We start from the raw sequence: 23216 nt of genomic DNA on the forward strand, positions 1-23216 counted from the left end.
ACCGTTACTTTATCCGAACATACATAATACATCCGTTTACAATAATAGGCAAGATTTGAGGAGCAGAGATAAAAGTAATATTTCACCTGACAGAATATCCACATCCGCCCATTTAACCGCTTTTACGCACAGGTATTATCTATCTTTACCTATTAAATACATGTTTTGCTATGCTAAAAGTAGGCGTTTTCGGAGTCGGTCACCTCGGTAAATTTCACCTGAATAACTGGAAGGAAATCAAAGATGTGAAACTGGTTGGTTTTTTTGATCCCAATAACGACAATGCCCGCATAGCTGTGGAAGAATATGGTTTAAAGAGATTTTCAGATGAAGAAAAACTAATGGACGCCTGTGATATTATTGATGTAATTACCCCCACAGACCACCATTTTGATATCTGCATGATGGCGATCAGAAAAGGTAAACATGTTTTTGTTGAGAAACCTCTGGCCCATACCATTCAGGAAGGAAGAGATCTCGTAAATATGGTTCGGGAAGCCAATGTGAAAATGCAGGTAGGACATGTTGAAAGATTCAATCCTGCTTATCTGGCCATACAGGAGATGAACCTGAATCCTATGTTTATTGAAGTTCACAGGCTGGCTCAGTTCAATCCCAGAGGTACAGAAGTAAGTGTTATTCTTGACCTCATGATTCATGATATTGATATCATCCTGAGTCTCGTGAAAAGTGATGTGAAAAATATTTCAGCCAGTGGTGTTGCGGTGATGACAGAAACGCCTGATATCGCCAATGTTCGCATAGAGTTTAACAATGGCTGTGTGGCAAACTTAACCAGCAGTCGCATCAGTATGAAAAAGATGCGCAAAATGAGGTTATTTCAGAAAGATGCCTATATCGGTATTGATTTCCTTGAAAAGAAAACAGAAATCATCAAGCTCAAACAACCAGACGACCAGAATGTATTTTCATTTGATATTGATACCCAGCATGGAACAAAAACCATTGCGATTGCCAACCCGGTTATTCCGCAGGCAAATGCTATTAAACTGGAACTTGAATCATTTGTAGACGCCATTATCCATAACAAACCTACAGTAGTCAGTGAGATTGATGGCTTCCTGGCGATGGAAGTTGCCCATCAGATATTGGATAAAATCAATAATACCAGTATTCTGGTGTAAACACATGCAAGGCAAAAAGAAACAGATCAGTTGGTATATACTTTCCGACTTCTTTTTTGCAATAGCCGGCTGTTTATTGTTTTCTTTTTATCTCCCCCGAATTACTACTGAACGGCACACAACGTCTGATCTATTGGTTTGTTGTATAACAGCTTGCTACTGGCTATTGATTTTTAGGTTAGCAGGTACTTATCAGAAGTCGTTATATGAAAAATCAAGACTCAATGAAATAACCGAAACTTTTATTCAGACAGCCATTGGAAGTCTTATAGTAACCAGTTTCAACTTTTGGGGAAATCCTGATTTCTTTTCTCTCTTTATTACTTTCTTTCTACTTCATTTTATCTTATTTGCCGTTGACAGAAGTCTGGTATTGCTCCTGATTAAAAGGTCGATACTAACCGGAAAAATACATTTCAACACACTTATTATTGGTAATAACAAAGAAGCAATAAAACTCTATCATGAGATCATAAAAAATTACAAATACCTCGGAATGCAGGTAATTGGCTTTGCAACCGATGATCCAAAAACAAGCAATGGTCTTTCGAAATGGATCCCCAGACTAGGATCTACAGAAGAACTCAATGATATTATACATAAATACAACATTGAAAAAGTGATTCTTGCACTGGAAAAAAAGGACCATGTTCGCATTGACGAACTCGTTTATACATTAACAGAAAAGGAAGTGGATATCAAACTTGTTGCTGATACTCTTGATATCGTTTCTGGTTCCGTAAAAACAAATAATATTTTCACCGCTTCGTTAATCGATTTACGGACCAACCCGCTTAGTGCATGGCAACAAAACCTTAAACGCTTAACCGATATAACCGTTGCCACCATCGGCCTGTTATTATTATCACCTTTTCTCCTGTTGATTGCTATCCGGACAAAGCTATCTTCATCGGGACCTGTTATATATATGCAGGAAAGAATTGGCTATAATGGGCGCCCTTTTACGATCTATAAATTCAGAAGCATGTATGCGGATGCAGAAAAAAACGGGCCGGCATTATCAAGTGATTTCGATTCCCGTATTACAACCTGGGGAAAGTTAATGCGAAAATGGCGCTTAGATGAACTACCTCAATTATGGAACATTCTTATCGGCGACATGAGCCTTATTGGTCCAAGGCCCGAAAGAAAAGTATATATTGATCAGATATTACAAAAGACTCCTTATTATCGCTATCTGCTGAAAGTAAAGCCAGGACTGACTTCCTGGGGAATGGTACAATTCGGGTATGCCAGTAATATAGAGGAAATGATACAGCGAATGAAGTATGATCTCATTTATATCGAAAACGCATCACTTCTCCTGGACTTTAAAATCATGATACATTCTCTTCGTATCATCGTCTCAGGAAAAGGAAAATAAACCTATCTTATTATTTGCAAAAACCTCCGTTATCATTGGCGGATTATATCTATCACTCTAAGAAAAAATACATACCGCAGAAAACATGAGATAACGGAGATTTTTGCAGGTTTAATTTTTATTGATCAGATCTATTACTTACAATAATCCTTTCGTTGAGGGCAAATGATTAGAAAAGGGATCGCGTCTCACAGCCATTCGTATGGCTTTTGCAAAAGCCTTGAAAATAGCTTCAATTTTATGGTGCTCATTTTCACCTCTGCATTCAATATTGAGGTTACATTTAGCGGCATCACTAAATGACTTAAAGAAATGGAAAAACATTTCCGTGGGCATTTCTCCTATTTTCTCTCTTGTAAACTCAGCATCCCAGACAATCCAGTTTCTACCACCAAAATCTATCAGCACCTTAGCTTCTGCCTCGTCCATGGGTAATGCAAACCCATAACGTTCCATCCCCCGCTTGTCTGTTAAAGCTTTTGCAAAAGCTTCCCCCAATGCTATGCCGGTATCTTCAATAGTATGGTGCTCATCAATATGTAAATCACCTTTTGTTTCAATGGTCAAGTCCATCTGTCCATGTCTGGCAATCTGATCCAGCATATGATCAAAGAAACCGATACCTGTATCAATAGATGATAAACCTGTACCATCAAGATTCAGGCTAACATTTATTTTGGTTTCATTGGTATTTCGTTCATGATGTACTTTTCGTAACCCTAATTTCAGAAAACTGTAAATAGCTTGCCAGTTATCGGTTTCCAGTGCAATGGTTGAACGAAGGGAAGCTTCCTGTTCAGCTGTAAGTGTGTGCAGTGGCGATTTCAGATAAATGGCCTTGCAGCCCAGATTCTTAGCCAGCTGAATATCACTCCACCGATCACCAATTACATAAGAATTCGGCAAATCAAATTTATCCTTATCAAAGAAATGCTGTAACAAGGCCGTACCGGGTTTTCTCGTTGGCAGATTATCTGCAGCAAAAGTTCTGTCGATAATCATTTCATCAAATACAAATCCCTCGCCAGCCAGGGTACGCACCATAAGATCATGATACGGATGAAAATCACTCTCAGGATAACTCGCTGTACCCAGCCCATCCTGATTTGTCACCATCACTTTATAATAATCAAAAGAAGCCGCTATTTGCGAAAGAGTTGTAATACTGCCTTTTACAAAACTTGTCTTTTCAATACGGTCTATCTGAAAATCTTCTGGAGGTTCCTGTAATATCACACCGTCCCGGTCTATAAATAATACTGGCTTCATTTTATTTGATTTTTGCTCGGGCAGCCTTCACTTCGGCAGCGCTTACCACTGAGGCTTTATTGCTCCAACTGTTTCTGATATAGGTTAATACATCTGCGATCTGCACATCTGTAAGATCAGCGTTAGCCGACATGTTATTATCGTAATACTCACCATCTATTTCTACCCTTTCTGTCATTCCTTTGATTACGGTGCGAATCAAATAAACTTTATCTGCACCCTTGACCTTGGACGCTCCATCCAATGGCGGATTCAGTCTGGGAACACCACCCCCATCCATCTGGTGGCATGCCATACATCGCTGCAAATAAACAGTTTTACCTCTTTCTATGGCAGCTTTCAAAGTTGGCTGACTAACTGCCGCTTTCTTCTGTGGCAGCATAAATGCAGTAGTGGTTGATAAAATAAGGAAGACCCCAACAATTTTTTTCATGTTACAATTATTTAGACGAATAGCTGATTTTGTAAATCGTTCCCTTAACATCATCTGAAACATACAAAGAACCATCAGGTCCCTGAGTAAGTCCGCAAGGTCTGTGTTGTGCATCTCTTGGATTTTTTACTACTCCGGTTCCTGAGAACCCATCCGCAAAAACCTCCCATTTACCATTGGGTTTACCATCTTTAAATGGTACAAATACTACATAATACCCTTCCTGTGGCAATGGAGAACGGTTCCATGAACCATGAAATGCAATAAATGCCCCTTGTTTATATTTTTCAGGAAACTGGTTGCCTGTATAAAACAACAGTGCATTGGGCGCCATATGACCAGGGAAAGCTACCAGCGGATCAATCGCTTTTTCACCACCTGCTTTTTTTCCATCGCCACCATATTCGGGTGACTGTATTTTCTTTTGCTGAAAATGATCATAATACACATATGGCCAGCCAGCATCATCCCCTTTATTGATGGCATAAAATGTTTCTGAGGGCAATTCCGCACTCACTGTGGTATCAAACATTTCTGGATATAAGGTATAGAGCATATCCCTGCCATGCATGGTTACATACAGTTTATTCTGTTGCTGGTTCCAATCAAGCCCCACAACATTTCTCAGTCCTGTGGCATAACGAATACCGTTATGGTACCCCTGATCAGTCTGATCAACTTTAAACTGCCATATACCACCTGCCGAATCCAGAATCGGACATGGATACATCCCTTTTGAACCTTTTGTTCTGTCTACTTCCTGGCATGAGTTGGAGGGTGCTCCAATATTCACATAGATATGCCCAGCATCATCCAGCGCAATAGATTTAGAAGCATGCTGACGTTTATCCCAGAGTCCTTTTACAATACGTTGAGGTGTTTCTGCATCAATTACTTCTCCCTTGTCGTCAAGCTTATACCTGTATACATCCTGATCGGATGAAGCATATAAGTATCCATTCTTAATGGCGATACCGGTACCATAATAATTCGCAAAGGTTTTACTAATTTCCATTTTACCATCTCCGTCAGCATCTTTCAGGTACACAATACCTTTACCCTCTTTTAAACGCTCCAATTTCACATACAAGCCACCTTGTTGAGTCGCTACTATATGTCTTGCCCTCCCGAGGTTATCTGCAACCACGGAAGCAGAAAAGCCACCGGGAATTTTTAAACCGGCATTTACCGGATCAGCTACTTCTTTTTTTACTGTAGCAATGGTAGAATCATTGGCTGCAACAAAACTGATGGTTGCACCTATAAGCATTAATGAAAGCAGAACCCTTTTTTTCATATCATATTGAATTTGGATGAAAATTACAAATGAAAACACAGATTTACTCAGTTTGTTTGCAAAGTAAACCAATCATGCATGGCATCTACCAGTGCTGTATTCTCTTTTTCGGTACCAATCGTAATACGTAGGCACTCTTCACAAAGTTCCACATTACTGCGGTCACGCAGAACAATACCCCTGGTTAATAAAAACTCATAGATCTTTCGTGCCTGGGCAATTTTCACCAGTATAAAATTGGCGTCAGACGGATAAACTTTTTCTACCGTTGGCATAGATTCAAATACCTCTGCAAGGGCATTACGCATATCAACCAATATTTTAATCATATCATTTACCTGCCCTACTTCCTCTAATGCTTTTACTACCAGCTCCTGTGTTGACTGATTAATATTGTAAGGAGGCTTTACTTTATTCATCACTTCAACTATACTCTGCGACGCAAATGCCATACCCAAGCGAAGCCCTGCTAGTCCCCATGCTTTACTAAGGGTTTGTAATACAACCAGATTAGGGTATTCAGCAAGTTCCTGTACAAAAGATTTCTGTTGTGCAAAATTGATATAGGCTTCATCGATCACCACAATACCATTGAAATTATTCAGCACCATTTCAATATCCGTTCTATTCAATGAATTACCTGTAGGATTATTGGGTGAACAGAGCCAGATAATTTTTGTGTGGGCATCTTCCAGGTTCTCCATGTGTACAAGATCCAGCTGAAAATCGGGCAACAGTGGCGCTTTACGTATTTCAATATTGTTAATATTGGCACTCACTTCATACATGCCGTAGGTAGGTGGGCAAATAATGATGTTGTCTTGCCCAGGTTCACAAAAACAACGAAACAAGATGTCGATACATTCATCACTACCGTTTCCCAGAAAAATATGCTCTGCACCTATTCCTTTTATATTACTCAGCCTTTGTTTCACTGCCAATTGATGTGGATCGGGATAACGATTATACCATTTAGTAAGTGGTGATCCCAGACTGTTTTCATTGGCATCTAAAAAAACTTTTGCCTCACCACTAAATTCATCGCGGGCTGAAGAATAAGGTTTTAATTTTTTAATATTATCCCTGATAAGTAATTCGAGGTTGAACATAATAAAGCATTCTTATGAATTATGAATCTATTGTCTGATCAATACAGCATTTTTATGCGCTTCCAATCCTTCAGCATCCGCCATCGCAGCAACTGTTCCGGCGATAGATAAAAGTCCTTCTTTAGTGAGTTTCTGATAAGTGATCTTTTTCACAAAAGAATCTACACTTACACCACTATATGCTCTTGCATACCCATTGGTAGGTAGTGTATGATTGGTTCCGCTTGCATAATCGCCCACGCTTTCTGGTGAATAATTACCAAGAAAAACAGACCCTGCATTGATGATTTTCTCTGCAATCTGTTCATCTCTTTCACAGGAAATAATCAGGTGCTCAGCAGCATATTGGTTCACCAGGTCAATCGCTTCAGCAATATCCTTAACAATAACTGCTTTACTATTGATAAGTGCCTGAGCCGCCATCTCTTTTCGGGGCAATGCCTGTAATTGTATATCCAGTTCCTTTACAACTGCATCCACTAATGCATTATCTGTACTTACCAGTAATACCTGGCTATCTGTTCCGTGTTCCGCCTGGCTCAATAAATCAGCTGCAACAAATGCCGGATTAGCGGTATGATCGGCCAGAACACATACTTCACTCGGGCCTGCGGGCATATCAATAGCAATACCATCCTGTTGCACCAACTGCTTGGCACAGGTTACATATTGATTACCGGGGCCAAATATTTTATACACCTGTGGAATGGTTGCTGTACCATAAGCCATGGCTGCAATGGCCTGCACACCTCCAACGGTGAATATTCTTGTGATCCCAACCAGGTTAGCAGCATATACAATGGCAGGATGAAGCTTACCACTTTTATCAGGAGGTGAGCAGAGAATAATTTCTTTACAACCTGCAATCTGTGCCGGTATGCCCAGCATCAGAATCGTTGAAAATAAAGGCGCTGTTCCCCCTGGAATATAAAGACCGACTTTTTCGATACCAACCGATTTTCTCCAGCACCGGATACCTTTCATTGTCTCCACTACTTCAACAGCTGTTTTTTGCTGTTCATGAAAGATGCGGATATTGTGTGCTGCCTGTTTAATGGCGCGCTTCAGATCGTCAGGAACCAGTTGAATGGTTTGGTTGATCACAGCTTCCGTCATTTCAAAAGATTCAAGCTGCACCCCATCAAACTGTCTGGTAAATTGTAATACGGCTTTATCGCCATCCTGTCTTACTACATCCATAACGGCTTTTACCTGTTGCTGTAAAGTAACCGTATCTATTGCCGGTCTTTTCAGTAACTCATTCCATTGCGAACGGGAAGGAAATGCTATACGTTTCATATCAGTAACTTAAACAATCATTTTTTCAATTGGTACAACCAGTATCCCCTGCGCTCCTGCAGCTTTGAGTTGTTCTATAATATCCCAGAAATCATTTTCATTGAGCACGCTATGTACACTGCTCCATCCCGGATCTGCCAGCGGCAATACTGTAGGACTTTTCATACCCGGCAAAAGAGAAATAATTTCCTTGAGTTTATCGTTAGGTGCATTCAATAAAATGTACTTATTATTCTTGGCCTTTTTAACTGACTGTATGCGGAACAACAATCTTTCCAATAATTGCATTTTTACATCATTCAACCCATTGTTTCGGATGAGTACTGCCTGTGATTGTAAGATGGTTTCTGTTTCCTGCAGGCCATTCATAAACAGTGTTGAACCACTACTCACCAGATCGCAGATAGCATCAGCCAGACCAATACCCGGTGCAATTTCAACACTACCGCTGATCTCATGTATTTCGGCTTTCACACCCTTCTCCCGGAGAAAAGAATCTACTATTACCGGATAACTGGTGGCTATTCTCTTCCCTTCCAAAAAAGAAGCACCTGTATATTGCTCCCCTTTTCGTACAGCAATACTAAGCCTGCATTTACCGAAACCCAGTTTCTCAACAACATTTACTTTTTTATTTTTTTCATAGACTACATTTTCGCCTACAAAACCAATATCTGCCACAGCATCTTCTACGTATTGGGGAATATCGTCATCCCTTAAAAAAAAGACTTCAATGGGAAAATTAGAAGCTTCCGCTTTCAGTTTGTTTACCCCATTACTGATATCAATACCACATTCTTTTAACAAACGAATGGAATCATCATGTAAACGGCCACTCTTCTGGATTGCTAATTTCAGTTTCATAATACTGGTTTCCTGGTTAAAATAAAAAGGGCTTACCACCCGGTAAGCCCTTTAATGTTTATGATCAGCACATAACACCAACAGCCTACCCTATGGGTAAGATATGATGATGGTGGATATGTGCGAATTGTTTCATTATAAAACAAAAATACAACGTCATCCGCTTATCTACAAATTTTTTTCACCCGGTCATCTATTAGGACATTATAAGTACCTGAGATTACCTAACTTACGTTTCCCAATTTTATTTCGAATGCGGAAAACCTCCATTTGTATTTTATTGCTGTTGCTGGCTTCGTTAGTTTCCGGACAGAAAAGAAAACTGATCTGGAGCGATGAATTTTCAATCAAAGGGCTGCCTGATTCCACTAAATGGAATTATGATGTGGGTGGCCATGGTTGGGGAAATAATGAGCTCCAGTATTATACAGCCAAAAAAATAAAAAATGCCCGGATCGAAAATGGATTCCTCATCATTGAAGCACACAAAGAAAAAATGGGTGAAAATGATTATAGTTCTGCCCGTTTGGTAACCAAGGGCAAAGGAGACTGGAAATATGGCAGAATTGAGGTTCGCGCCAAACTACCCAAAGGTGTTGGTACCTGGCCCGCAATCTGGATGCTGGGCACTACCCCAAAAATTACCTGGCCCGACGATGGTGAAATTGACATCATGGAACATGTAGGCTACGATCAGGGAACGGTTCATGCATCAGCCCACACCAAAAAATATTTCCATAGCATCGGTACGCAAAAAACAGGGACCGTAAAAGTTCCTGACTGTAGTGAAAAATTTCATGTGTATGCACTCGAATGGGATGCTGAAACCATTACCATATTCGTAGATAAAAAACCGTATTTCACTTTTAAAAATGAACATAGCGGTAACGATGCGTGGCCTTTTGACAAACCCTTTCATCTTTTACTCAACATAGCAGTAGGTGGATCCTGGGGCGGACAAAAAGGTGTGGATGAAACAGTATTTCCGCAAAGAATGCTGGTGGATTATGTGAGGGTGTATCAGTAAGACCGGAAGTCGGCAGACGGAAAGACCGAAAGTGGATACTTAAGATTGTGACTTCTTTCCAACTGATCTATTACCGATGGTCGTATATTTTGACTTATCAGCTTAACATCTTCCGGACTTCCGGTCTTGCGGACTTTCGGACTACATAAAACAAAAACCAACTAATATGAAAAAATGGTTCTTTGCGTTGTTGATATTGGGAAACAGCTATTACGCTGTATATGCCCAGGACGACAACTCCTATCGTACACCTGCCAAAGAAGTAATGGAATTACTTCTGGCAAAACCAACCCCTTCTGTAAGTATAGATGGTAAAGCTGAGTGGATGTTGCTTAGTGAACGCAATAGTTATCCTACTGTTGAAGAATTGGGGCAGCCGGAATTACGTATTGCGGGGTTACGTATCAACCCCAATAATTTCTCGCCCAGCAGACAAAATTTCATCAACAATTTTACACTGCAGAACATCAAATCAGGTCAGGTTTCACAAATAAGCGGACTGCCCGCAAACCTACTTGCAGGATCTGTAAGCTGGAGCCCTTCCGAAACGAAAATTGCCTTTACACATACCACAGGTTCAAGAGTTGATCTCTATGTTATAGATATTGCTGGCAAGAAAGCCACTAAAATAAATAAACAGGCCCTGAACACCGTACTTGGCACATCTTATACATGGGTTGATGACAATACAATTATCTACAAAGCAGCCACACAATCTGCTGCCAGTTCCCCTAAAAGACCGATTACGCCGAAGGGCCCTACCATTCAACAGAATCTTGGGAAAGCCGCACCCAGCCCTACTTATCAGGATCTCATCAAATCACCTTTTGATGAACAACTATTTGAATTTTATGCAACAGGCCAACTCATCCAGAATAAGAATGGCGTTGAAACAGTGGTTGGGAAATCAGGTATCGTTTCTACATTTAGTTTATCGCCAGATAAAAAATATATGATGGTGAGAACCATACGTAAGCCTTTCTCTTATCTGGTTACAGCAAATGGCTTTCCGTCTACCATTACTATTAATGACCTTACAGGTAAAGTAGTAAAGGTACTGGCCGATTTACCTTCTTCCGAAGGTACGCCTTCCGGTTACGATAATACCCAAAATATACCAAGGGGGTTCGACTGGCGCGATGATGAAGCAGCTACAATTACATGGGCGATGCCTTTGGATAGCGGTCTGATAAAAAAACAGGTGGACTACCATGATGCCGTATATGCATTAAGTGCACCCTTTACAGGTGAAGCAAAAGAACTGTTTAAAACAAAAACACGTTATGCAGGTACTACCTGGGGTAATGAAACACTCGCGTTGGTACAGGAAGTATTAAGATCAAAACAAACACTGCGTGTAAGCAGGTTTAACAGCAGTAAGGGGTCTCTTGAACTATTGTTTGAAAGAAACCAGACAGATGCCTATAACAATCCGGGATCGCCTGTACTTACCCGTAACAAATTCGGAAAATCTGTGATTCAGACAACAGACAATGGCACAAAAATTCTGATGAACAATACAACGGGTGCATCAGAAAAAGGTGACCTTCCATTCCTTGCCAAATTTGATCTCACTACCAAAAAGAATGATATTATCTGGCGCTGTCAGGAAGGTGTTTATGAAACCGTAAACGAAGTACTGGATGCTGATAAACTCGTTTTATTAACGAGAAAAGAATCGCAAACCGAAGTGCCTAATTATTATATCAAAAACCTGGTACTCCGTATTGCTGACAGACCTATTACCCGATTCACCAATCCTTATCCGCAACTTGAGGGTGTAAAAAAAGAGAAAGTAAAATATAAAAGAGCCGATGGTGTGGACCTTACAGGTGATTTATATTTACCAAAAGGCTACAATAAAGATAAAGATGGCCCTTTACCATTGATTATCTGGGCTTACCCGAGAGAATTTAACAGTGCTGCAGATGCGGCACAGATCCGTGGCAGTCAATATCGCTTTACTACATTAAGCTGGGGTTCGCCTATCTATTATGTAACCCAGGGATATGCAGTGCTGGATAATGCCGAAATGCCAATCGTTGCTACCGCTGCAGATAAAAAACCTAATGATAATTTTGTTGCCCAGTTAAAGATGAATGCGGAAGCAGCTATCAATCATCTGTCGGGCCTAGGCGTAGCCGATAAAAATCGTGTAGGCGTAGGTGGACATAGTTATGGTGCTTTCATGACCGCAAACCTGCTGGCACATACCAACCTCTTCAAAGCAGGTGTAGCAAGAAGTGGTGCTTATAACCGTACATTAACTCCTTTCGGCTTCCAGAATGAAGATCGTACTTACTGGCAGGCTCCTCAGTTGTATTATGAAATGAGCCCATTCAGTTATGCCGATAAGATCAAAACGCCTCTTCTTTTAATTCATGGAGATAGCGATGATAATACAGGTACTTATCCTATTAACAGTGAGCGCTTGTATGCTGCTATCAAAGGTCATGGCGGTACCGTACGTTTTGTATTTCTGCCTTATGAAGCACATGGTTACAGGGGAAAAGAAAATGTATTACATACTTTATGGGAGCAGCAGCAATGGCTTGATAAATATGTAAAAGGCGCTAAATAAAATAGCTGACGAACAACAGATAAAAAATAAAAAGGCCCCTTTCGGGGCCTTTTATATTAACCGGTGTCAGTCCTCATTACGAAAAACAACTACCCCATCAAAAGCATCAATCAGCACTTTTCTGGTTTTATCAATTTCACCGGCCAATAGTTTTCTACTTAGCGTATTTACAATTTGTTTTTGAATCAGACGTTTTAATGGTCTTGCACCCATTTGCGGATCATAACCCTGTTCACTCAGAAATTCAAGAAGGTATTCACTAAACTCAAGTTCTATACCTGATGAAGACGCTATCATTTTCTTTAAGCCATCCAACTGAATTTTTACGATTCCCATGATCTGCTTTTTGAGCAGTGGGCTGAACATGATAATTTCATCTACCCTGTTTAAAAACTCTGGCCTGATGGTTCTGCGTAATAATTCCATTACTTCTACCTTAGCTTTTTCAGTAACATCTGCTACATTCTGATCATTTACATTTTCAAAAGCGTCTTGTATCAGATGACTACCGATATTACTGGTCATAATAATAATGGTATTCTTAAAATTCACGGTTCTGCCTTTGTTATCCGTAAGATGTCCATCATCCAGTACCTGCAACAGAATGTTCCATACATCAGGATGTGCTTTTTCAATCTCATCCAGTAACACCACACTGTACGGCTTTCTCCGAACGGCTTCAGTTAATTGTCCACCTTCATCATATCCAACATATCCTGGAGGTGCACCTACCAATCTTGAAACTGTATGTTTCTCCTGGTATTCACTCATGTCAATCCTTGTCATAAGATGTTCGTCATCAAAAAGATATTCGGCAAGTGCTTTAGCCAATTCTGTTTTACCTACACCGGTAGTACCCAGGAAAATAAATGAACCAATCGGTTTTCTCGGATCCTGCAAACCTGCTCTGCTTCTGCGTACTGCATCTGCAACGGCAGTAATGGCTTCTTCCTGACCTACCACACGCCTATGCAGTTCTTCTTCGAGGTTTAATAATTTTTCTCTTTCACTCTGAAGCATCCTGCTAACAGGTATACCGGTAGCTTTGGCTATGTTTTCAGCTATATCTTCCGCATCCACTTCTTCTTTCATCAGTCTCCTGCTTTGCTCTCCCAATTGATTGAGCTGTTCAGTATAACTGCTGATCTGTGCTTCCTGCTCTTTTACTTTTCCATATCTTATTTCGGCCACTTTACCATAGTCTCCGTTTCTTTCCGCCTGCTCTGCTTCAAGTTTTAAGGATTCAATGGCTGATTTGGCCTGCTGTATTTTTTCAACAATTTCTTTTTCATTTCTCCATTTAGCTTTCAGGGTATCTCTCTGTACACTGAGGTTACTGATTTCAATATTCAGTTCTCTCAATTTCTCCTCATCATTTTCCCTTTTGATAGCTTCTCTTTCAATTTCCAGCTGTCGGATCTGACGCTCCAATGTATCCAGTTCTTCCGGCATTGAATTCATTTCAAGACGAAGTTTAGCAGCACTTTCATCAATGAGATCAATGGCTTTATCAGGTAAAAAACGATCTGTGATATACCGGTTGGATAATTCAACGGCTGCAATAATGGCTTCGTCTTTAATACGAACATGATGGTGTGTTTCATAACGATCTTTCAATCCCCGCAGAATAGAGATAGCATCTTCAATACCCGGCTCTTCAATCATTACTTTTTGGAAACGTCTTTCGAGAGCCTTATCTTTTTCAAAATATTTCTGGTACTCATTTAAGGTTGTGGCGCCTATGGCCCTCAACTCTCCTCTTGCCAATGCCGGTTTCAATATATTGGCCGCATCCATGGCGCCTTCTCCACCACCGGCACCTATGAGCGTATGTATCTCATCAATAAACAGAATGATTTCACCATCACTGGCTGCCACTTCTTTTACTACACCTTTTAACCTTTCTTCAAATTCACCTTTGTATTTGGCACCTGCTATCAGCTGTCCCATATCCAGCGTAAAGATAATTTTAGACTTCAGGTTTTCAGGAACGTCGCCATTGATAATCCGCATGGCCAGACCTTCGGCAATGGCTGTTTTACCTACACCGGGTTCACCCACAAGAATGGGATTATTTTTACTTCTTCTTGAAAGAATATGCAATGTTCTGCGTATTTCTTCATCCCTTCCGATAACAGGATCCAGTTTACCCTGACGTGCCGCTTCATTAAGATTGCGTGCATATTTATTCAGCACATTGAACTGGGTTTCCTGTGTCTGCGATTTAATTGTATCACCTTTTCTTAAATCTTTAATCGCTGTAATCAATCCCTTCTCAGTCAATCCTGCATCTTTCAGTGATTTTGCTGTAGCATCATTTACCTGAAGTAAGGCAAGCATAAAATGTTCAGGACTGATAAATTCATCCCCAAAATCTTTCAGGCTTGCATTTGCTTTAAGGAACACATTATTCAAATCACGACTCACCGATTGAGCAGGTTCTCCTTGCTGGTTACTTGGAAGTTTTTTCAACGACTCCTCAAGTTTTGCCTCCAATAATGGGAGGGCCACATTATTTTTTTTCAACAGAAAAACAATCGGACTATCCTTATCTGAAAGCAAGGCTTTTAACAGGTGTTCCGTTTCAATAGCAGGGTTATTGGCATTGTATGCCAACTGTTGTGCTGCCTGAATCGTTTCCTGCGCCTTAATGGTATAATTATTTAGATTCATATTTATATGGTTTGTTTTAACGACTGCTTACCAAATCTTATATCCGGATTTGAATCTGAAGTCATAATTTGTACGCAAAAACTATTCTAAGCCGGTAAATAACTGATAAAATCAGAAAACCCTGTAATTATGTCTGTAAAACTCAAATTAAACTGTATGAAAGTCAGTCTGGGATTTATTTTCCTGCTATTCTTTCAGTTCACTTTTGCACAATACGATTTCAGTGCGATAGACAGCCGTCTGGAAGCTGAAAAAAAGCAACTGGAGGGACATGTTGTGGCTTTGATCTATAAAGATGGTAAGCTGATCTATCAAAAAGCGATTGGTACAGATTTTAATGCCAAATCACAGGTACCCATTGCCAGTGCCAGCCAGTGGTTAACTGCAGCGCTAGTGATGACATTTGTAGATCAGGGCAAACTTAGATTGGATGATAAAGTAAGTACCTATATTCCCCTGCTCAATAAATATTCAAAAGGATATATTACCGTTCGTGATTGCCTTGCTCATCTTACCGGCATCGAATCAGAACCCATCCGAAGCCTGAAGGAACAATTGAACAGGAAAAAATACAGCAACCTCGAAGAAGAAATTACGGATATTGTTTCTACACGGGAAATTGTTTCCAATCCGGGTTTACAGTTCCGTTATGATAATATCGGATTGAATATGATTGCCCGTGTACTGGAAATTATTACCAAAAGAGGCTTTGAACAAATTATGTCTGAAAGAATTACCCGCCCCATGCAGATGAGAAACACCAGTTTCAGCAATTTAAATGCGGTTAATCCATCCGGAGGAGCCCAATCATCTGCGAGTGATTATATTACTTTTCTGGCCATGATTTTAAATAAAGGTGTTTATAATGGTAAGAGAATATTAAGTGAACAGGCCATCGAACAAATGGAAACTGTTGTTACCACTACTGATATGATTAAATATGCACCCAAAGCGACCCAGGGTTTTCAGTATGGTTTAGGACAATGGATCATGACAACAGATGAAAACGGAAAGGGTACTGCATTCACCTCTCCGGGACTATTTGGTACCTGGCCAATGATTGACCGTTGCAGAAACTATGCATGTATTATCTTAACAGAAGGAAAACTCAATGAAGAAAGAAGAGAATTATTTCTTCACATAAAAGAGTTAATTGATGATATAATACCCACCTCCTGTAAATAGTAAAACTTATATTCATTACTCTTTGAATACAACAAATGCATATAATCACCCAGTAAAACAAACTGCATACAAACTTGGTTTTGATTACTGCGGCATTGCAAAAGCCTGTGTTTTAGATGAAGATGCCCGTAGACTCGAAAAATGGCTGCATCAAAACCATCATGGGAGTATGCAGTATATGGAAAAGCATTTCGATCTGAGAATAGACCCTTCAAAGCTGGTTCCGGGTGCTAAGTCTGTTATTACCGTACTAAAAAATTATTTTCCTTCAAAAGAACAATCATCTGAGGCACCCCGTATTTCAAAATATGCATGGGGCAAAGATTATCATGAAGTAATACGTACACAATTACAGGAATTCCTCAATGAACTCAGAATAACTTATGGAGATATACAGGGAAGAGGATTCGTTGATTCTGCCCCAGTATTGGAACGAAGTTGGGCAACAAGAAGTGGTGCCGGCTGGATTGGAAAAAATGGCAACCTGATTACGAAAAGCAGCGGTTCATTTTTCTTTATTGCTACACTTATTGTTGACATTGAGCTTCCTTACGATGATCCTTTTGCAAAAGACTTTTGTGGCACCTGCAGAAAATGTATTGATGCCTGCCCTACCGATGCTATTCTTGAAGACAAAACCATCAATGGCAGTAAATGCATCAGCTATTTCACCATAGAACTGAAGGACGCACTTATTCCTGCTGAGATGAAGGGGAAATTTGAGAACTGGATGTTTGGTTGCGATACCTGTCAGGATGTTTGTCCATGGAACCGCTTCAGCAAACCACATACAGAAGAAAACTTCGATCCTATTCCTGCTATTTTAAATCTGAGTACACGTGAATGGGAAACTTTATCGGAAGATACATTCAAAAAAATATTCAAGGACTCCCCTTTAAAGAGAAGTAAATTCCGGGGCATTCAGCGGAATCTTCATTTTTTACAGAATGAAAGCCATCATTGATAAACAATGTCTACTGGAAAAATTTCCCGGTAAGGGAGGTTGGACCTACGCTCGTATTCCTGAGATTAAACAGGATAAGAAAAATCCGTTTGGCTGGGTCAAAGTAAAAGGCTTTATAGATCAATACGAAATCGCTCAATACAAATTGATGCCAATGGGCAATGGTGAACTATTTCTACCTGTGAAAGCTGTGATCAGAAAATTAATTGGTAAAAAAGCTGGTGATTATATTACGGTGACACTTTATCCAGACAACGACCCAATAGTAGTTCCGGAGGAATTTCTAAGCTGCCTTAAAGATGAACCATTTGCACATGAATCTTTTTTACTTTTTTCCGAAGGCGAGCAAAGAGAATATATCAACTGGATTTATACTGCGAAAAAAGAGTCAACCCGAATCGAACGTATAGCAAGAGCTATTCGAGCTATTTCACATGGGTTGACCCTTACCAAACTAAAACTGAACCTTCTTACATAATTTCACCAGAGATCAAACCCTGCTTTAAAAGATAAACGTTGAAAAGTATAATCCAGTTTTCTTTCTGTAATAAAGGGTAGTGTTGTACCCCATATCCATACAGACTCATTATACCGCTCACTTAGTGTTTTCAAAGAATAGCCAAGACTTAATGAAAGATTTCGGTTTGTTCCTAATTCTATATCATAACCTATACCAAGATCAGTATACCAGCCTATTTCAAATTTGCTTTTCTCAGTTCCACCTCCGGATATAAACGAAACCCTATGCTGCTTATCAAGTGCCCATGGTATATTATATCCTGCATGTACAAATGCAAATGCTTTATTATTATTACCGAAATATTTCCGTATATCTGCAAATACAGGTACTGACCTTACTTTATAATAATCTATACCGGCACCCATTCCCAACTGCCAGCTTTTTCTTACAATACCACCCAATAGCTGAAACTGAAAACTATTTTCCTGATTACCATTCAGTATACCAAACTGTGGTTTCAGATAAGATGTACGCTTCTTGATTGACTGTGCACTAGTTTGTATACAGGAAAATACAAGAAACAGTATGCATATTTTTTTCATAACGATTGCTTATGATTGATGCTTAATTTTGAGCGACCTGCATTTTACTCACCAGTTTCACATTATTGATATCCTGATAATCAATCAGGTAAAGTCCGTCGTTAGCCACTACTATGGCATATCCCTGCCAGGCAATTACATCATGCGCTTCAAAACCACCAATGGTTTTAATAGGAACGATATTGGAAGCATCTGCTGCATTGAATAATTTCAAGCCTTCATTTGCATCACAGATAAAAAGCAGAGAACCATCTTTAGATAATCCTTTCGGACCTTTCAGCGAATAGGTTTTTACCAGTTGAGGCGATGTAAGATTTTTTACATTAATCACATCCAGCTGATTATTGAATCCCCCACAAAAACCACCCCCTTTCAAGGTAACATATGCATAATCGCCATCTGCAATAACAGGGTCGCAGGCCCTTACATGTACAAACTGTCCGAGAGGTTGCGGATTATCAGGATTGCTTGTATTGTATATATACATACCCGCCTGTGCACCTACAAATAAATTGTTTCTATATGGAAAAATCGTTTCAATACCTCCTTGGTTCAGGTCAACCTGTTTAACATAAGCAGGTGCATCTGCCCTGGTAACATTAAATACTTTCAGGTCATCATGACTAACTGTATACAATCTGTTTTGCTGCAGGCCAAAACGAGCTGTTGATCCGGCAATACCAGTAGCAGCCGTTCCTGAAAAACTAGCAGCAGGATTACCTCTGTATGATGTGAAGAATATCAATCCTCCGCTATCGAATTCAAAATTTCCGGAAACACCTCCCGTAAGTGTGCGTTTTACTACCGTATCAACTTTAACCCATTTCTGTATTACTTTTCCGGTATCGGCTGTATATGCACCATAATAACGGTGCGGAAATACCCCATTTAGAAATTGCTTTACGCTTACGTTTTTTGGATCGGTAATATCAAGTGTTACCAGATCCGTATAACAGTCTGCATAAAGGTAATTACCATTGATGGCCAGGTCAACACAACCTGGAATATGGATAAAGGCAATTTTTTTTGGCTGACTCATGTCCGACAAATCAATTACATGAATACCCTTATCAACTTCATTGAGAAACAAATAGTTTCCCATTAATACAATTTTACCGGGATTTATAATAGCTTCTGAAGGCGCATTTTTTATGCCGGCTTTTACCTCATCTTTTGTCTGATAAACCGGTCTGTAAAAGCTGTATGACTCTTTAACAGTATCTTTCATACAAGCCGCAAAAAAAATGGGCAATGCAAGTAAGCAGTAGCGAAGTGTTTTCATACAAATAGTTTAATACCTGTTTGACCCTTGCCTTACTAACAGCGTTGCATGTAACCTATTTTCTTTTACCAAGTAAAAATGCCAATCGTACAGATGGCCTGAAAAGATGTTGATTGACACCTGGTTGTTTTGAAAGATTAGTAAGTATATACTGTACCTGAGGACCAAGCAATAATTGTTTAGCATTACCCAGTCTGAAATCAACACCACCTGTAATATCCATTTGAAGGGTACGTAGCAGAGATCTGTTTTCAAACAGATACGCAGATGAACCGGTTGAGCCCAGGTGAAGTCCATTACTGCTTATTAAAGCATTTACACTAAGGCCAGCATACCATTGAATATCCATTTTTCTGAACCAGGTAAGTGTACGGTAATACCTTGCTCCGAACTGGATAAAATGATAATAAGAAGTATATCGTGCACTATCTTTCACAGCATAATATTTATTTTCATCACCCGTAACGTTTACATTACTGAATCGAACAGTATCTTGAATGATACTACGTCCAATGCCGGTTCTTGTTGTAAGCAGATGATAACCTGCTGTAAAGCTGATGGCATGTTTTTCTTTCTTACCCATTTTACGCATCAACTCAACAGAAGAACCAAATGAAAACGCATCTCTTACAACAGGTTTTGTATTTGCAGGATTCGCCATTCCGCCCGTAACCGGAGGAGTGTTGATTGTTCCATTTCCTGAAAAAGCATTATCATAAGCCCTGGCATTGGTTTGCTCCAATAATGAACGTAATGAATTACGCATACCGCTTGTTCCTGCGTTAACAGCGATATACCAATTCCATTTACCTGTTTTTTTTATTTTGTCTTTCTTAGTGATTGAGTCAGCTACTAAAGACGTTACAGGTGTCATTTCTTCTATCCCATTCTTTTTCCCTTTTATTGCCAACTCATTTTCTGCAGAAGAGTCTGTATGTATTTTTACGGGGTGAGAAACCTGTGTTGCTACGATGGCTGCAGTTTGCGGGATATCATCTTTTTTTGTATCTTTATAGATGCTATCTTTTTCCTGTTGCTTATACGCTTGAATTTCTTTCGCCAACTGTACCACTTTGTTTCTTTCACTTTTTTCTACCTCACCTTCTTTCTTCTCCTTTAACACAAGTGACGATACTGATTGTGGAATCACTTCAAAATCAGCCTTCTTATTTACCGTCGCTGACTCTGTTTTATCTTTATGATTTCCAGAAGAAAAATCATGACTGTTTTTTTTCATTTTAATGCTGGCAGTTATTTGTTGTATGCCCTCAGTAGCTGAGGGAACAAGTCTATTTTTAACTGTATCATTATCTGAGTGACCATTTTTTTCGGATTTATCAATGATTTGATCCAGATCTCTTTTTTTATCTGAAGGCGCAAGAATGTTGCTGGCTAACGTATCCTTAGTCGTTTCTCCTGTCTGCCACCAGAAAGTAGCGCCCGATATGGCTGTCAGTAAAACAACCAGCCACAAGGCCCAGCGGCGTTTGCGCTCTTTTTGCAAGCTGGCAGCCACAGACTCCCAAACTGCAGCATTGGGTTTCATGCGCAAGTCTGAAAGCTCTTCCCGAACCTGTTGTTCAAAAGACTTATCGGACATAACGATCTTTTTTTCCGTTTACAGAATGTTTTTCCAGCCAACTGATCAGTAAGGCCCTGGCACGGGCATATTGTGATCGACTGGTACCTTCACTGATCCCAAGAATTTTTGCAATCTCCACATGGGTATACCCTTCCACAGCATGCAGGTTAAATATGGTCTGGTAACCGGCAGGTAATTGCCTAATCAAATTCAACAAATCCTTCATGTGTAGCTGAATATCAGGTTGTTGATTATCTACCGGATGCAGCTGTGAATCCTCAAAACCGAGGTCTAACTGGTAGCGTGGCTTTCTTTTCAGGTAATTAATGGCTGTATTTACCATAATCCGCCTGATCCAGGCTCCCAGATCACCCTCGGACCGGTATTGGTGCAGATTCTGGAACACTTTAATAAACCCCTGTTGCAATACCTCTTCGGCATCATGCATGCTTTTCGTGTAGCGGTAGCAGGTACCCAGCATCTGCTCCGCATAGGAGTCATACAGCTGCTTTTGGGCAGCCGGATGTTGCTTCAGGCAGTCTTTTACCAGTTTTTGCTCGTCTTGCATGCAGTGAATTCAGTGTTTTGACACATTCTGTTGTAGTGACGTTGCATCAGTTTACAAATAGCGCAAAACTACCCCGTGAGCCCGTCACGGGGCTACCGTTTACATATTACATTTGCCGTATGAGTATTATCCATAAAGACCAGATGTACATATGGCATCCTTTTACCCGCCAGAAAAATATGGCTACTCCTATTGCAATTACAAAAGCCCGGGGCAGTTTATTATTCGATGAAGAAGGAAAAACCTATATAGATGCCATCAGCAGCTGGTGGGTTACACTTCATGGACATGCCCATCCCTATATTGCTGAGAAAATTTACCAACAGGCCCTCGAACTCGAACAGGTAATTTTTGCCGGGTTTACCCATCGACCTGCTGTTGAATTGGCAGAACGCTTACTTGCCCGACTACCTGGTGCCTTCGCAAGGATATTTTACAGTGATAACGGTTCTACTTCTACAGAAGTAGCATTAAAAATGTCGGTGCAATACTGGTGGAATCAGGGAGAGAAAAAAAGAAATAAAATCATCGCATTTAAAAACAGTTATCATGGCGATACATTTGGCGCCATGAGTGTAAGCGATAGAAGTGTGTTTACAATGGCTTTCCACGATTTATTATTTGATGTGATTTTTCTAGACACACCTACGCAACACAACTTACAAGACCTTATAAAAACAATGGATGAGCATGCTGATACTGCCGCAGCTTTTATATATGAACCACTGGTACAAGGTGCAGGTGGAATGAATATGTATAGTCCGGCATTATTGAATGAATTACTGAATGCAGCCAAACAGAATCAGATCATTTGTATTGCTGATGAAGTGATGACTGGCTTTGGTAGAACCGGTAAATTATTCGCCAGCGAATACATGGATCATAAACCAGATATTATATGCCTGAGTAAAGGATTAACAGGTGGTACCATGGCATTGGGCGTAACTGCCTGTACCGATAAAATTTACCAGGCTTATGTAGACGATGATGCATTGAAAACTTTTTTCCATGGCCATTCGTTTACTGCAAATCCTATCGCCTGTTCAGCCGCTTTGGCCAGCCTCGATTTACTGGAGAAAGAAGTATGCAGTCAAAAAATTGAATGGATCAGTGCTGCTCATATTCAAATGACAGGCAGACTTACAGATAGTACACTCCCGGTTAAAGATGTACGTAATCTGGGCACCATACTCGCATTTGAAGTAGATGCAGGGAAAAAGGAATACCTGAATACCATCAGCACTACTATTACCCGTAAAGCTATGAAAATGGGTGTTTACATCCGTCCATTGGGAAATACCGTATACCTGATGCCACCCTATTGCATCACAAACGATGAATTAGAAAGAGTTTATCAGGTAATGGAAGAAGCGGTGTTAGCGAGCTGTGAATGGTGAGTAGTCAGTAGTCAGTAGTCAGTAATAAAAATGCTTGAAGCTTATTCCTGATAGTATATGCAGAATCGAATATTAAAATCACTCACTGCTCACTA

General features: G+C 40.0%; 19 protein-coding genes. 8 read left to right on the forward strand and 11 right to left on the reverse strand.

All coding sequences use genetic code 11. The annotated features are described in order from the left end of the window. The first annotated feature begins 170 nt into the window (after nucleotides 1-170). Together BC659_RS02470 and BC659_RS02475 are read left to right on the forward strand one after the other, a co-directional pair. The gene (locus BC659_RS02470; protein ID WP_133472995.1) at nucleotides 171-1145 is read left to right on the forward strand and encodes a Gfo/Idh/MocA family protein; all 975 of its coding nucleotides are present in this window, start codon (nucleotides 171-173) and stop codon (nucleotides 1143-1145) included. A 4-nt stretch (nucleotides 1146-1149) separates the two neighbouring features. Then, nucleotides 1150-2529 (forward strand): sugar transferase, encoded by a 1380-nt coding sequence (locus BC659_RS02475; RefSeq protein WP_162847331.1) that lies wholly within the window; start codon nucleotides 1150-1152, stop codon nucleotides 2527-2529. A 138-nt stretch (nucleotides 2530-2667) separates the two neighbouring features. On the opposite strand, the gene hisB is transcribed toward BC659_RS02475, so the two are convergent. The 6 genes from hisB to hisG are packed head-to-tail and all read right to left on the reverse strand — an operon-like array spanning nucleotide 2668 to nucleotide 8800. Beyond that, nucleotides 2668-3798, reverse strand: coding sequence for a bifunctional histidinol-phosphatase/imidazoleglycerol-phosphate dehydratase HisB (gene hisB / locus BC659_RS02480; RefSeq protein WP_133472997.1), 1131 nt, complete (start codon nucleotides 3796-3798; stop codon nucleotides 2668-2670). A gap of 1 nt (nucleotide 3799) precedes the next feature. Then, entirely contained in the window at nucleotides 3800-4231 is a 432-nt protein-coding gene (locus tag BC659_RS02485) for a c-type cytochrome (protein ID WP_133472998.1), read from the reverse strand. Nucleotides 4232-4238: 7 nt separating this feature from the next. Continuing rightward, nucleotides 4239-5528: a PQQ-dependent sugar dehydrogenase gene (locus tag BC659_RS02490; RefSeq protein WP_133472999.1), complete on the reverse strand. Its 1290-nt coding sequence runs from the start codon at nucleotides 5526-5528 to the stop codon at nucleotides 4239-4241. A gap of 47 nt (nucleotides 5529-5575) precedes the next feature. Next, nucleotides 5576-6637 carry a histidinol-phosphate transaminase gene (gene hisC / locus BC659_RS02495; protein WP_133473000.1) on the reverse strand — a complete coding sequence of 354 codons (1062 nt, stop codon included), beginning with the start codon at nucleotides 6635-6637 and terminating at the stop codon, nucleotides 5576-5578. Between the two features lie 27 nt (nucleotides 6638-6664). Beyond that, the gene (gene hisD, locus BC659_RS02500; RefSeq protein ID WP_133473001.1) at nucleotides 6665-7936 is read right to left on the reverse strand and encodes a histidinol dehydrogenase; all 1272 of its coding nucleotides are present in this window, start codon (nucleotides 7934-7936) and stop codon (nucleotides 6665-6667) included. Between the two features lie 9 nt (nucleotides 7937-7945). Then, nucleotides 7946-8800: an ATP phosphoribosyltransferase gene (hisG, locus tag BC659_RS02505; RefSeq protein WP_133473002.1), complete on the reverse strand. Its 855-nt coding sequence runs from the start codon at nucleotides 8798-8800 to the stop codon at nucleotides 7946-7948. Between the two features lie 253 nt (nucleotides 8801-9053). On the opposite strand from hisG, the gene BC659_RS02510 reads away from it, so the two are divergent. Both BC659_RS02510 and BC659_RS02515 read left to right on the forward strand, forming a co-directional pair. Continuing rightward, nucleotides 9054-9827, forward strand: a complete 774-nt coding sequence (locus tag BC659_RS02510) for a glycoside hydrolase family 16 protein (RefSeq protein WP_133473003.1) — start codon at nucleotides 9054-9056, stop codon at nucleotides 9825-9827. 166 nt (nucleotides 9828-9993) lie between these two features. Beyond that, complete coding sequence (locus tag BC659_RS02515; protein WP_133473004.1) at nucleotides 9994-12408, forward strand: S9 family peptidase; 2415 nt, start codon at nucleotides 9994-9996, stop codon at nucleotides 12406-12408. A gap of 66 nt (nucleotides 12409-12474) precedes the next feature. Here the strand turns inward: BC659_RS02515 and clpB are convergent, their stop codons facing one another. Beyond that, nucleotides 12475-15081 (reverse strand): ATP-dependent chaperone ClpB, encoded by a 2607-nt coding sequence (clpB, locus tag BC659_RS02520; protein ID WP_133473005.1) that lies wholly within the window; start codon nucleotides 15079-15081, stop codon nucleotides 12475-12477. Between the two features lie 156 nt (nucleotides 15082-15237). On the opposite strand from clpB, the gene BC659_RS02525 reads away from it, so the two are divergent. The 3 genes from BC659_RS02525 to BC659_RS02535 are packed head-to-tail and all read left to right on the forward strand — an operon-like array spanning nucleotide 15238 to nucleotide 17708. Next, entirely contained in the window at nucleotides 15238-16266 is a 1029-nt protein-coding gene (locus BC659_RS02525; RefSeq protein ID WP_162847332.1) for a serine hydrolase domain-containing protein, read from the forward strand. Nucleotides 16267-16288: 22 nt separating this feature from the next. Beyond that, nucleotides 16289-17230 carry a tRNA epoxyqueuosine(34) reductase QueG gene (gene queG / locus BC659_RS02530; RefSeq protein WP_133473007.1) on the forward strand — a complete coding sequence of 314 codons (942 nt, stop codon included), beginning with the start codon at nucleotides 16289-16291 and terminating at the stop codon, nucleotides 17228-17230. Continuing rightward, nucleotides 17214-17708: a YdeI/OmpD-associated family protein gene (locus BC659_RS02535; RefSeq protein ID WP_133473008.1), complete on the forward strand. Its 495-nt coding sequence runs from the start codon at nucleotides 17214-17216 to the stop codon at nucleotides 17706-17708. Before queG ends, BC659_RS02535 begins: the two co-directional genes overlap by 17 nt. A gap of 2 nt (nucleotides 17709-17710) precedes the next feature. Here the strand turns inward: BC659_RS02535 and BC659_RS02540 are convergent, their stop codons facing one another. Genes BC659_RS02540 through BC659_RS02555 form a run of 4 tightly spaced genes read right to left on the reverse strand, consistent with a single transcriptional unit; the run spans nucleotide 17711 to nucleotide 21724 of the window. Then, nucleotides 17711-18292 carry a hypothetical protein gene (locus BC659_RS02540; RefSeq protein WP_133473009.1) on the reverse strand — a complete coding sequence of 194 codons (582 nt, stop codon included), beginning with the start codon at nucleotides 18290-18292 and terminating at the stop codon, nucleotides 17711-17713. Between the two features lie 22 nt (nucleotides 18293-18314). Then, nucleotides 18315-19574: an LVIVD repeat-containing protein gene (locus BC659_RS02545; RefSeq protein ID WP_133473010.1), complete on the reverse strand. Its 1260-nt coding sequence runs from the start codon at nucleotides 19572-19574 to the stop codon at nucleotides 18315-18317. Between the two features lie 55 nt (nucleotides 19575-19629). Continuing rightward, complete coding sequence (locus tag BC659_RS02550) at nucleotides 19630-21174, reverse strand: hypothetical protein (RefSeq protein WP_133473011.1); 1545 nt, start codon at nucleotides 21172-21174, stop codon at nucleotides 19630-19632. Beyond that, nucleotides 21164-21724 carry an RNA polymerase sigma factor gene (locus tag BC659_RS02555; RefSeq protein ID WP_133473012.1) on the reverse strand — a complete coding sequence of 187 codons (561 nt, stop codon included), beginning with the start codon at nucleotides 21722-21724 and terminating at the stop codon, nucleotides 21164-21166. The genes BC659_RS02550 and BC659_RS02555 overlap by 11 nt, the downstream gene beginning before the upstream one ends. 119 nt (nucleotides 21725-21843) lie before the next feature. On the opposite strand from BC659_RS02555, the gene bioA reads away from it, so the two are divergent. Next, a complete protein-coding gene (gene bioA / locus BC659_RS02560; protein ID WP_133473013.1) occupies nucleotides 21844-23121 on the forward strand; it encodes an adenosylmethionine--8-amino-7-oxononanoate transaminase in 1278 nt (425 codons plus the stop codon). Nucleotides 23122-23216: the final 95 nt, after the last annotated feature.

This window comes from Sediminibacterium goheungense, from assembly GCF_004361915.1.
Taxonomy (GTDB): Bacteria; Bacteroidota; Bacteroidia; order Chitinophagales; family Chitinophagaceae; genus Sediminibacterium; species Sediminibacterium goheungense.